We start from the raw sequence: 12,914 nt of genomic DNA, 5'->3' as shown, positions 1-12,914 counted from the left end.
CTCTTTGAGACGCGGGTTTCTTTTTTTATCACATTGAACGCCCGATGCCGGAAAAACGGGGACTACGCCCTCTGCGGTAGGCTCTTAAAAATGGGCTGATCCATAACGCGAGAAATGCCATGATCGTCTCGTTCAATATTCCCCTTATACTTCCAAGTGCTGCACATTGTACAGCCGCGCATAGCTTCCGTCCAATGCCATCAGCTCGGCATGCGTCCCCTGTTCCGTGATCATCCCGTGCTCCATCACGACAATTTGGTCCGCGTGGGTAATCGTGGAGAGCCGGTGGGCGACGATCAGCGTCGTCCGGTTCGAAGACAGGGATTGCAGCGCCTGCTGAATGAGATGCTCGGACTCCAGGTCAAGCGCGGAAGTCGCCTCGTCCAACACTAATATTTCCGGATTTTTCAAAAATACGCGGGCAATGGCCAGGCGCTGCTTCTGCCCCCCGGAGAGCTTGACCCCTCGTTCCCCGACTTCCGTATCATAGCCTTCCGGCAGATTCATAATGAAGTCATGGGCGTTGGCCGAAACTGCCGCCTTTTGAATCTCTTCCATGCTTGCATCTGGGTTTCCGATCAGAATATTGTCCTTAACCGACCCGCTGAACAGGAAGTTATCCTGCAGCACCATGCCAATGGAGCCCCGCAGGCTTTCAAGGGTCAACGACCGGACATTCCGCCCGTTAATGGACACGCTGCCCTGCTGAATGTCATAAAACCTCGGGATCAGCGAGATGAGACTCGATTTGCCGCCCCCGCTCATGCCGACGAAAGCGACGGTTTGACCGTGCTTGATATCGAGGCTGATATCCTTGAGCACCCAGTCGCTTCCCTCGTTATATTTAAACCATACCCCGTCAAAAGCAACACGCTGAACCGGACCTTGAAGGGTCTTCGCGTCCGGCGCATCTACAATATCGTACGGCTCCTTCAGCAGCTCCATCACTCTTTCCAGCGAGGCGGAAGCCTGCGTCAGCACTGACGAGGAGTTGATCAGCCGCTTGAGCGGCGCATACAGCCTGTCCAGGTAGCCGAAGAAAGCGACAAACGTACCGAGGGTCAAATCGTGATGGATCACCCGGTAGCCGCCGTACCCGATCACAAGCAGCGGCGCGATATCCGTCAGCGTGTTGATGATCGAGAACGTCAGCGCGTTCCACCTCGTCTGCGCCAGCGCTTTGTTCAGGAAGTTCTGATTAATGCCCGTAAACTGCTTATGATCGAAGCGTTCAAGGGTAAAGCTCCGGATGACGGAAATCCCCTGAATCCGTTCATGCAAATAAGCCTGAATACCGGCCAGCGCCTGGGAACGGTCCTTGGTGAGCTTTTTGAGACGCTTATACAGCACATTAACCGCAATCCCATACAGGGGCAGGATGGCGATGGACACCAGGGTCAGCACCGGGTTCAGATAAAACATCAGCACCAGCACAATCAGCAGCGAAAACATATCCAGCCAAATGTTCATCATGCCGACTTCAACGATATTTTTCGTCTGCTCCACGTCGTTGATAAACCGTGAAATCGCCTCGCCCACCTTCGTATTTTGGTAGTAGCGGAGCGACAGGCGCTGCAGGTGCGCATATAAGCGGTTTCGCATGTCAAACAAAATCCGGCTCGTAATCAGTTGGGCAAAATACTGCCGGAGATATTCGACCGGCCCCCGGACGATGATAAACAGGAAGAGCGAGCCCCCCAAAATGAGAAACAGTCGGGTAACCTGCTCCGAGACCGTCATTTTTGGGTTAAGCAGCAGGTCATCCACTACATATTTGAGAATCATCGGCAACGTCAAGGGGATGCCGAATTTGATCATGCCGATAATCAGTGTACATATAATCCATTTGGTATAAGGTTTAACAAACCGGTAATAAGCTTTCCAATATTCCAAAAAACGTTACCTCTCCTTTCTAGCTGTCGATCAGGCTTATGGCATGGGTAAAAGCAAGTCTGCGCAAGCAATCCGGATGACCATTATATCATTCCTTACGATCCGGTAGAAGTCAGATGCCAATGGGGCAAATCCGGGCTGAATTGCCTCTTCCTGCCGCTCATGAGTTGACATTTCCCCCCTTCAATGATTAGATATCTTTAAATGTAAGATCGGACTTTGTTCCTGTATCGATCATTATACATTATCCCAGCAAAATCAGCTTGGGTTAGATAATTAGGATTCAGGAGGTTCTTGATGTCTAGACAATTCGTTACAGAAGCGGTCATGGTGGCGATCTATGGAGAATTGCTCCAGACGAGCGTCCCGGTTGAATATATCGTGCCCTACACCAGCCTGCTGGAGCTGTATGAGCTTCAGGACAGCGACGAGCTGCTCATGAGCTCTCCGGAGGACGACAGGTACGTGAAGGCCAGAATCAAGGAACTGACCGCCTATTTCGAGGAACCGCTGAACAAGAAGAAAATTCAGAAAGCGCTCCATATGCCTTGGGCCAAGAGCCCTTCGATCCTCCTTGGCGAATCGGCGCGGATTACGGTCATCAACGCGATGGATACCGCTCCCTACGGCGAGCTGTTCGACCCGGTGGAGACGGAACTGCTGCTGTCCTCGCAGCGGGAGGAAGCCCCTGTGCTCACCGACCAGATCGAGCTGATCCAGCGGATCGTCGAAGCTGCGGTTCCGGTGCATGTTTTTGATATCGAGGATTTTCAGTTTGCGGTGGAAACCGATAACTATACGCAGCATATCTAACGGAAATGCCGGTCAGCAGCAGCAAAAACTCCTTTCCAATACGGAAAGGAGTTTTTGCTGTCTCCGGATTCGGTTTGCCGTCTTACAGGCTGGCCTGTCGCCAGAATCGGAATCCGATTCAGCGCTGTTTAAGGCTTGCTTGTGGCATAAACGGTTAAGTTGGCATACTCACCGATCAATGGCGCCATCTGGCGGAAGCCGAGCTTGCCGCCTGCGAGCGGCGGCCCGTAGGTTACGCCGTCGTCTTCCCATACGAACAAAGGAAGATCGTTTACGGCAAAGGTGATGCGCCTCCCGTCTTTGACAATCAGCATCCGGTAAGGGCCGGCCGCATCCATCACGCCGGGAATCGGGTCCGCGCCTTGCCCGACCAAATGGAAACCGTAGCTTTTGCGCAAATTGCATGTGTGAAACTTTCGCTCCTCCGCCCATTTCCTCCGGAAATAAGACACATGAAAGGCGTTCATATCGCCGTGATGATATTGATCGTATTCGCCCGTTCGCGGCTTGATCGAAGGGTCGAACAAATCCATGCCGTCCTTGCCGCTTGCGCTAAAAAACATGATCGCAAGACCCGGCTCGCGCACCGGCCAAAAATCCCATGACACGGCGGCCTCCGCCGGAAAATCCTCGGGGCACCACAGCACGAAATTGGCGCGCTGGCCCTCGGCCTCGTCAAGAACGCTTTCGAGCCGCATCCGGCCCAAAGGAAACGTGGCGGCAGCCTCCCCTTCCATTCGAAAATCGGCAGCATGCTCCGGCATCGCGAGCGGATTCGCGTAAATCCTGTCCCAGCCTTCAGGAATGAGCGGGCTTCGGGCCGCTTCCGCGGCCCCGGTCTCGGTCGATTGCTCTGTTTTCATCGACTGTGCATACCTCCTTCCCAGGGGGGCCGGAGCGGCCTCCCGTCGAGCGTTATACCTGCGCTTTCTGCCCGGCCGATACCGCCTGCTCCGGAAGAGCGTCCGGGATCAGCGCCAGGCTGATGATCGTGTTCAGCGACCACTGCGACGCCTCGTTCGTATTCATCCAATCAAACTCCTGCAGCTCGTTAACGTATGTGACGGCAGCGGCGTCCTTCTCAAGATCCGTATAGGCAAACCGATGCCTCAGCAGCGTCGACCACGCAAAATCGGCCGTCCGTTTATCCTTCCGGTACCATGCCCCATAGGCTACGAGCGCCAGCGTCAGCACCGGATGCTCAAACCGCTTCGTGCTAATGGCTCCGCCTGTGGTTTGGTCCTTTTCGTCCTGCGACAAGTTGTAGAAAATGCCGAAATCGGCCATCATTTCGTTCCATTCTTCATCCTTCATCATGGCGGACAGCTCGAACCACACCTGCGGCGCTCCCATGCAGAGGGCCAGATGGCGGCCCCAGTTGTCGTCTCCCATCGGCGTCAGCACGCCGGTGCTCGGATCGTAGCCGTAGGTCGGACCGGAGATCAGTCCGTAATTCGCCTTCTTGATACATGCAATGCCGGTCAGCAGCTTGTCGCGGTAGAACGTATCCTCCTGCCGTTCCCAGCGGGTCATCCAGTTCGAACTGAAGGCCGCCCAGTCGGGGCCGACCCGAATATGCGTCCTATGCTCATCTTTCGGAAAATAGGCCCGCATCGGGTCGATATGAACGGTCGTATAGTCGGCATCCCTCGCCTCGTCCATCATATCTCCGATCCGCTCGTCTCCCGTCAGATAATAGTAGTACCGGTGCAGTCCGGCCATGCCGATCCGGGCTTCCTTGCAGCCGCAGCCCCAATGGACGACGTTGTGCCGGGAGCCGAGCCCGGCATATTCGCCGAAATGGTACACGTCGACCTCGCTCGTATGGCGCGTCATCGCCTCCGCCATCCGGAAAATATCTTCACGTCCCGAGCGCAAAAACATCAGCCACAGCCACATGTTCGGAACCAGCTCCGTATTCTGCCACGCGCAGCCGCCGAGGTCGTAATTCCAGACGTGACGGGCCGGATCGTAGCTGTGCATGAAATCGCCATAATCCCAGAATCCGTACCAGCGCCGCTGCTCCACCTCCCTTTGGTAAAAAGCGATGATCCCGTCCAGCTTCTCTTCAAGCTGCGCCTTAGCCGGCGTTCCCCGGTCCGGCAGGCTCCAGATGCCGAATGCGCCCTGACGGTGCAAATCATCCGGCGCGCAGGCAAGCTGCGGAGGCGATTCGTTATACCCTGCGTAGGCCTCCAGCTCCGCCGGGGAAGGAGTCGATTCCCTGCACCAGATCGTCAGCTCGCTCGTGTTCGCGACGCCGTACGGGGTCGCCCGCAGCTCTTCCGCGCCTTCGTAAGACGATTCGACATGCGTTTTCGTATCGTAATGGCGCATGTCCATGGCCGGGGCTTCCGGCGACCAGAACCAGGCGGTCAGCTGCGCCTCGTCTCCCGTCAGGCCGTGCGCCTCCATGCCGGCGGGGTGCTTTTGCCAGAAATGGCGCATCGCCAGCGCAAGCCCCCCGCCGGGACCGCCGACGTAGGCGACGCCCCGCGCCCTCCGTCCTTCGGCAGCCTTGACCCAGCTGCAGCCAGGCTGCGTCCGCTTGGCCATCCGGTAATGATCTGCCGAGAACTGCGCCAGCTTAAAGCCGTCCCAGCAAGCCGATTCGTCCAGCAGGTTCATGAAATAATCATCGTCCATTTGCTCGTCGGTAAGCGTTTCGCCGTCCAGCTGACGCTTGAACAGATCCAAATACTTGCTTTTCGTCCGGCGCGAATGCAGTGTCTTTGGCGATTCGCTCATATAACCGGTATCGCCGGCGAACCGGACGTGGCGGTTATACAGCCGATCCCGCATCGGCAGCGCAAATCGGATGCCGAGACCCTTCACGAAGTCCTCGTTCGGATTGCCGTCGTAAAAAATCGTATGCACGATCCGGATCGACTCCAGACCTGAGTAAGCATACAGCCGCAGCGAAAACGGCAGCCACTCCCCGGTCCCGTTCACGGCGCGGTGGCGGCCTGTCAGCTTGACGACCGCCCTCACCGGCCCGGATCGCTCCACCTTCGCCGAATAAATACGGGACTGGTAGCGTTCCTCCCGAATCGTGCGCGCACCGGTCAGCTCGCTCACGCTTTCCTTGACGGCGACCAGTTCGCCGCCGGAGCAGATGAGGACTCCGCCCCGGGTAACGCTGCCGATGATCCGGCTGCCCTTTTTCGGAATATAAAAAGAAAACATCCCGGTGTCTACGCTGATGCCTTCATCCGTCTCGGTGACGGACAACGAAGGCGCCGGTACCGTCCGTGCGGCTTCCCCCTTCGCGACGGCATAGCCGCAGGGCGCCTCTGCGGGAAAAACGGCCGCATGCGTCGTCCATTTGACGCTGCCGTCCGGCCAATAAGCGGCCGGCCAGCTTTGCAGGGCCGGAGCCTCGCCCCCGTCCTCCGCTTGCAGCAACAGCTGCTCATCTCGTAACAGCTGACCTTCCTTCCACGGCATACCCCAGGTTACCCCGGCCGGAACATTGGGGCCGTCTTTCAGCCAACGCAAGTTTACTCGGGTCTCGTTCATGGACTCGTCTCCTTTTGACATATTATTTGTTTCCGCTTTGTATTCACGCCTTCAGTGTAGAGAACGGCGGTTTTCCCGGCAATGACACTTTCTTGGCGGGACAGATGCGGCAGCATTGCACGTTTTCGCCAGGCTTGCACTTTGTTGCAGGCAAGCCATCCAACTAAAAAGGCGTGCTTGGATCGGCGCCTGTGAAGCCGCAGCGGCACAAAAAAAAAGCCGGCAGCGGTTTCCTGTTGAACCGCTGCCGGCTTCTTCCCTACGTCATCAAATGCAGCCTATTCCGCCCGGCTCAGCTCGCGGTAGCGGGTCGGCGTCATCCCCTCAAGCTTTTTAAAGATCCGGTTAAAATAGCTGTGCTGGTAGCCGACCTGTTCGGCGACGGTGTTAATCTTCAGCTCCGATTCCCGCAGCAGCTCCTTCGCTTTTTCCAAGCGCAGCTCAGTCAAATAATCGATAAAGTTTTTACCGGTGACCCGCTTAAACGACTTGCTCAGAAAAAAAGGGTTCGTGCCGATATGGTCTGCGCAGTTGTCGAGCGAAATGTCGTGCATGAAGTTCTGCTGCATATAAATCATCGCCTGCTCCATCAGCTGTTTGACCTGGCTGTCCGACCGGCATGTCAGCTCCTGCATAAACGGAGCGATCACCTTTGCCTCGAACCAATCCCGGAAGGCTGCCGGCTCTTTGATCTGTGACAGCTGCTCATACAGGTTGGCGCCTTTGAACAGGCGGTTCGGCTGAATGCCGGATACGAGGATCGCGTGCTGTACGGATCCCAGCAAATGAAGCATTCCCTGCTGAACATCGATTGCCTTGGCTCCTTGTACGGACAGTGCATCCTGAAAGCCCGCGAGCAAATCTCGGGCATCCGCTTCCTGCCCGGTCCGAAGCGCTTGAAGAAACTCCCGCTCCAGCGTAAAAGGATACGGAGGTTCGGCCCGGTCCTCGAAATTCAGCTGCTCCATCGCGATGATCTGATTGTCGTGATCGAAATTGCGGAAGCTTGCGGCATGTTTCACGCCTTCAAAGGCGAGCGGAATGTCGCTGATGCGGGGCATGATCCGGCTGACGGCGATGGTGACGCGCATGTTCAGCAGCCGGTTAACCGCCTGCGTCAGCTCCTCGCTGAACACCTTTATCGGCTCTGCGCACGGCTCGCCCTCCGGCAGGATCAGCAGCACGCCTGATCCGAGATCGTGGAAATTGATCGTGCTGCTCTGCTCGAAATGGACGGCTGCCAGCTCTTCGATCATATTGACGGATGCGAAGGTGACCAGTCCCTCGTCCCCGAACTTGAATTTTCCCTCCATGGCAGCGATGCCGGTCAGATGTACATACAGCACGACGAACTGCTTGCCGCGCACCTGCCATTTGTACCGCTCCATGCGCGAGCGCAGATCCTCCTCCGAATACGCGTACAAATACCCCTGCAGCAGCTGGTGGAGAAAGCTTTCCTTCACATGGGGCAGCTGCTCCAGCAGTTTGGCGTTCAGCTCCCGGCTCTCCCGGCTTAAGTGCTGCCACTGCCGTTCGATGATCGCAAATTCGTCGACGCGCCCCTCTCCCGCTAAGGAAGCGTGGGGCTGCAAATTCGCCATCAGCCGTTTGACAGGTGAATACATCCGCTTGGAAGCGAGCCAAGCGAGCATTACCGCGAGCAGAAGGGCACTGGCGCTGACCGCAAGAATGACTTTGGATATCAGCACGACCGGCGCCGTAATGTTCGTAATCGGCGAGGCCGATACATACAGCCAATTGTCCATGATACGTGCGAAATAACCGTACGTGACCGCGTAGGTTTTGCCGTTCCATTCGAAGAGAAAAGACCCGCGGGCATCACCATTCGATTCCACTTCACTGCGAACCGCTGCGACAAACGGCGAATCCATCCGGTTCCCGTTAGCGGAAACGTACAGGCTGCCGCCCGCTTCCATGAGGAAGTTTTCCCCGTCAGCATAGGGAGTCAACGTCCGCAGCACCTCCGCGACTTGATCGTTGTCCAGGCGGACGATCAAAGCCCCAAGCGGCTTGGAGCTGCCCCCCGGGATGAGGTGCACAAACGTCAGTTCCCGCTTGCCCGGCTGATCGGGGTCAAGCGCCTGCTGCGTCCAATACGTCGTCTTTCCCGCGTCCAACAGACGGTCGTACTGGGAGATGAGAAGCCGGTCACTCGGGGCGGAGTATTCCGGATAAAACAAAATCGGCTGGTCTCCCTGCAAATAGAGGCTGACGTTATGGATCATCGTATTGGAGCCCTGCATCACCAGCAGCGTATTCGTAATGTCGCGCGTCTTCTCGAAGTCGCGCACGAAATCGTGGCCGCTCAGCGAATCATCAAAGCGCGAGTCGAACGCCCAATGCGCCAGCATCATTTCGAGATTGGACAGCTGTTTATCCATGTTCAGCGACCTCTGCTCGATTTGGTCATTGTGGAGCTTCAGCAGTTCCGTCTCCAGCCTGCCGCCGGCCATGGAATACACAAGAATCCCCGTGATGATTCCGGGAATGCCGGCTACAAACAAGAACATAATCAAGCTTTTTCTATAAAAGCTGCCCGATCCGCCGCCAGATAAGCGGGCCATTAGCGACTTCCATCCATTCATCGTCAGCTCACCAACCATATTCAAAATTTGTCGTCCCCGCCTTTATGGCGAGCCTTATGTCCTTCAAATATGTAAGCGTATACAATTAACCATACATAAAAAACACCCTTTAGAAAACAGTACCTCCCGCGCCACGGATATGTCCAGCATGAAATCCGAGAAAATCGTTCAAATAACCGGGGAACCGGAAATAACCCCACAACGTGGGGCATGCTGCTTGCTGGTGAAACCGGATGTTTTGCGGTGACCCCGAATATAAAAATTATGTTCGAAAAAAAGAGGCCGAAGCCTCTCCATTCCGCTCACGGCCTCCGGCTATAGGGTACAGCTCCAGCCCCTCCGCCGGCCACTGCTCGGTCTATGTATCCCAGGCGGCCGTCTCAGGGGACAGCCGCACCGGTCACTTAAGTTGGGGCCGGTCAGGACTTCGAGGCTGCGTACAGCTCGTTGATTTCCTTCACGTAGTCGTCACCGCCTGATTTTTTCCACAGCTCGATCGCGTCACGCCAGCCTTTTTCGTCGATCTGGCCGACGATAAATTTGATCCGGGCATCGTTGATGATGTTGCCGAGCTGCTGCCCTTTTTGCGCGTACACTTCGGAAATGAACGGCTCCGCCGGGTTGGCGACGATCGTGTCCCGGTTTTTCAACTGAACCTCCGTTTGCTTTAAGCGAAGAGGCGTTTGGGCCACCTGGAGCCCTTTGCCTTCCGGAATGTACGGCACCATCTGGTTCAGTCCTTCGACTTCCGACTCGAGCAGCACGGAGTCCGAACTTCTCTCCAGCGTTTTGTCGTCGATCTTCTTGTAATGTTTGCCTTCAAGCCCGAAGCTGGTCAGCGTCTGCAGGTCCGGCTCGTTAAGCTGGTCGAGGAACTTCAGGATGCGGTCAACCTCTTCTTCGGTTTTTACGCTCGATTTCGGGATCGCCAGCATGCCGGCGAAACCGGAGGTCGGCAGCGTATGAATTTGTCCGTCCGGACCGGTGACGGCACCGAATACGTCCATATACTGCTCCCGGGAATCTTCTTTGCCCGCGTCTTTAAGCGAGGCATGAATCTTGTCGTCGGCGCGGGCCGCTCCATCCACGACGTCGATAATGGCGCCGGCTTGGCCGTTCACGAGTGGATCGGTCCACTTCGCCGAATCCATCACGGCAAAATCCTGATTGACGAGCTTTTCGTCGTACAGCTTTTTCATAAACTTGAGCGCTTCGAAATATTCGTCGTATTCAAATTCCGGCACAAGCTTGCCGTCCTTCTCGCCCCACACGTTCGGCGCGCCGAACCACAGCTTGATCTGGTCGAAGCCTGCGCCCCAGCCGGCCGTCCATTTGACCATGACGAGACCGTACGTGTCGTCCTTGCCGTTGCCGTCCGGATCTTTTTCCTTAAACGCCTTCAGCATGTTGTAAAAATCGTCGATCGTTTTCGGCTGCTGCAGGCCTACCTTCTCCAGCCAATCCTGGCGGTAATATACGCCGTTACGGCCAAGCTCGCGCCCGCGGTAGATGCCGTACGTCCTGCCGTTAATCGAGGAGTTGTTCAGAATGACCTCATTGGCCTGACTGAGATTCGGATAATTTTTCAGCTTGTCGGTCAGATCCCAAAAAGCTCCTGATTTTACGGCACTCACGAAGCTGGGACCTTTCGAATCGGGCACGTAAATGATCTTCGGCAGATTTCCGGATGCAAGCGTAATGTTGAATTTATCGCCGTATGAAGCGTTCGGCACCCATTCGAAATGGATGTCCGTGTTCGTCAGCTCCTCCAGCTCCGCAGCGACGGGGCTGTCATCCTTCGGATAGTTCGTTTTAAAAATCGGGAGCATAATGTTCAGCTTGAGCGGCTTCTCCGCCTCCGCGGAAGCGTTTGCAGATGGAGCTGCGGACGAATCGCCCGAGGCGCCCTCGCCGCCGCTGCCGCTACCGGAGGAGCAGCCTGCCAGCGCTGCCGCGCAAACCGTACTTAGAACGAGAAACGTGGACACGCGTTTCGCTTGCTTTTTCTTTTTCTTCACAAAAATAGCCTCCCTTTAACGTTAGATCATATTGCAAAACCGCCCGGGCTCCAAGCGGAAAATCACTGCTGATTTGTATAAATTACGGAGCTTCGGCGGGATCACACGGTGAACAGCCTGCCTTTAGCCTTTGACCGAGCCCAGCAGAACGCCTTTGGCGAAATGCTTTTGCAGGAATGGATATACACATAGAATCGGGATCGTGCCGACGACGATGACGGCCATTTTGATCGACTGGTCCGGCGGCTTCACGAAATTCGGGTCCATGGAGTTCAAATCGCCTGCAGCCGCCTGCGACAGCAGGACGATCTGGCGCAGCATGACCTGCAGCGGCCATTTTTCCGGATCGTTGATATACAGCAGCGCCGCGAAAAAATCGTTCCAATGCCCCACGGCGTAAAACAGGGTGAAGGTAGCGAGTACGGGCATCGAGAGCGGTAGCACGATCCGCCACAACAAACCCAGCTCTGAGCAGCCGTCGATGCGGCCCGCTTCCTCAATTTCCTTCGGTATCTCCTGAAAAAAGTTTTTGACGATGATCAGGTTAAATGCGCTGATTGCCCCAGGCAGCATGAGCGCCCACAATGAATCGAGCAGGTGCATCTCCTTGACGACCAGGTACGTCGGGATCATCCCGCCGCCGAACAGCATCGAGAAAATGACGAGATTTAGTACCAGATTGCGGCCGTATAGTCCTCTCTTGGCCAAGGAATAGGCCATCGTGACCGTGAAAAACAGGTTGACGAGCGTGCCTATGACAGTGACGTAAATGGAAACGCCGATGCTCTTTACGATCGTTCCCGTCGAAAAAATAAACTCGTAGGCCGCCACCGTAAAGGTTTTCGGGATGAAAAACACCGACCTTTGCGTCAGCTCCGCGTCCGAGGCGAAGGAACCCGCGATCACGTAGACGAAAGGAAGCACGGCGGCCAGCCCGACCAGCGTTAGAACGATGTAGTTGGCCACGTCGAACGTGACTCCGGCCGCGGTCCTGTATTGCTTGGCCATGAATGGATTTCCCCTTTCATTTGTGTTAGTAAAGTCCGGATTCGCCGAATTTTTTCGCCAGCCAGTTCGTGCCGAGCACGAGCGTGACGCCGACGATCGATTTGAACAGGCCGACGGCCGTACTGTAACTGAACGCGCCCTGCGTAATGCCCATCGCGTACACGTAAGTGTCAAACACTTCGCCCACCGTCCGGTTGAGCGGGTTCAGCATCAAATAGATTTGCTCAAAGCCGTTATCCAGCACGCTGCCCATCCGCAGGATCAGCAGGATCACGATCGTGCTGCGGATCGCCGGCAGCGTCACGTGCCAAATTTGCCTCCAGCGGTTCGCCCCGTCGATCGTCGCCGCCTCGTACTGCTCTACGTCGACGGCTGCCAGCGCCGCCAGAAAAATAATCGTTCCCCAGCCGCATTCCTTCCACATCGTTTGAAGGATGATCATCGGACGAAACCATCCCGGATCGGACAGAAACTGGATTTTGTTGCCCGTGTATTGAAAGAGCAGCTCATTGACGGTGCCGCCTTCCGTCGTCAGAAACACGTAGGTCAAGCTCGCCACGATGACCATCGAAATAAAATGCGGAACGTAGATCATCGTTTGAATGGTCCGCTTGAAAAACGCGCGTCTGACTTCGTTCAGCAGGAGCGCTAATATGATCGGGGCCGGGAAGAAGAAGACGAGATTGTAAAACGATAGCAGCAGCGTATTGCGCAGCAGCATAAAAAACTCCGGGTTTTCAAAAAACAGGCGGAAATGCTCGAATCCCACCCACTCACTTTTCCAAAAACCGGTAAACGGCTGATAGTTTTGGAAGGCCAGCAGCACGCCCCACATGGGTACGTATTTAAAGATCAAAAAATAAAGCAAGCCGGGGAGCATCAACAGATAAAGCCATTTGTCCCTGCGCAGCCTCGCCGCGATGCTCGTGCGGTAAGCCGCCGGCTTGGACGTTTGCGGAAGATTCCCTTGGGCCGTCGCCTGCTCCATTGCTTTCCACCTCCATTTGTGTTCATCGCCTCGCGAGCGTTGTGGCCTTATTATGGGTCAGCGCTTTCT

Annotated in this window: 8 protein-coding genes; 1 reads left to right on the top strand and 7 read right to left on the bottom strand. The window is 55.8% G+C overall.

The features are described 5' to 3' along the window. Positions 1–144: 144 nt before the first annotated feature. On the bottom strand, positions 145–1,893 hold the full coding sequence (locus tag CJP46_RS01655; protein ID WP_094593865.1) for an ABC transporter ATP-binding protein: 1,749 nt from the start codon (positions 1,891–1,893) through the stop codon (positions 145–147). 297 nt (positions 1,894–2,190) lie between these two features. Here CJP46_RS01655 and CJP46_RS01650 point away from each other — a divergent pair, with 297 nt between their 5' ends. After that, on the top strand, positions 2,191–2,706 hold the full coding sequence (locus CJP46_RS01650; protein WP_094593864.1) for an ADP-heptose synthase: 516 nt from the start codon (positions 2,191–2,193) through the stop codon (positions 2,704–2,706). 128 nt (positions 2,707–2,834) lie between these two features. On the opposite strand, the gene CJP46_RS01645 is transcribed toward CJP46_RS01650, so the two are convergent. From CJP46_RS01645 to CJP46_RS01620, 6 genes are all read right to left on the bottom strand, one after another. Beyond that, the gene (locus CJP46_RS01645) at positions 2,835–3,569 is read right to left on the bottom strand and encodes a DUF1961 family protein (RefSeq protein WP_094593863.1); all 735 of its coding nucleotides are present in this window, start codon (positions 3,567–3,569) and stop codon (positions 2,835–2,837) included. Between the two features lie 52 nt (positions 3,570–3,621). Continuing rightward, a complete protein-coding gene (locus CJP46_RS01640; protein ID WP_094593862.1) occupies positions 3,622–6,225 on the bottom strand; it encodes an exo-rhamnogalacturonan lyase family protein in 2,604 nt (867 codons plus the stop codon). Positions 6,226–6,503: 278 nt separating this feature from the next. Continuing rightward, entirely contained in the window at positions 6,504–8,849 is a 2,346-nt protein-coding gene (locus CJP46_RS01635) for a helix-turn-helix domain-containing protein (protein WP_256992242.1), read from the bottom strand. A 401-nt stretch (positions 8,850–9,250) separates the two neighbouring features. Next, positions 9,251–10,849 (bottom strand): extracellular solute-binding protein, encoded by a 1,599-nt coding sequence (locus CJP46_RS01630; RefSeq protein ID WP_094593861.1) that lies wholly within the window; start codon positions 10,847–10,849, stop codon positions 9,251–9,253. A 123-nt stretch (positions 10,850–10,972) separates the two neighbouring features. Continuing rightward, positions 10,973–11,857 (bottom strand): carbohydrate ABC transporter permease, encoded by an 885-nt coding sequence (locus tag CJP46_RS01625; protein WP_094593860.1) that lies wholly within the window; start codon positions 11,855–11,857, stop codon positions 10,973–10,975. A gap of 25 nt (positions 11,858–11,882) precedes the next feature. Next, positions 11,883–12,845, bottom strand: a complete 963-nt coding sequence (locus CJP46_RS01620) for an ABC transporter permease (RefSeq protein WP_094593859.1) — start codon at positions 12,843–12,845, stop codon at positions 11,883–11,885. Positions 12,846–12,914 lie beyond the last annotated feature (69 nt).

Origin of the sequence: Paenibacillus sp. XY044 (assembly GCF_002257645.1) — a bacterium.
Lineage (GTDB): Bacteria > Bacillota > Bacilli > Paenibacillales > Paenibacillaceae > Paenibacillus_AQ.
Note: the sequence above shows the minus strand (reverse complement) of the source record. Positions and strands in the feature narration are given on the sequence as shown.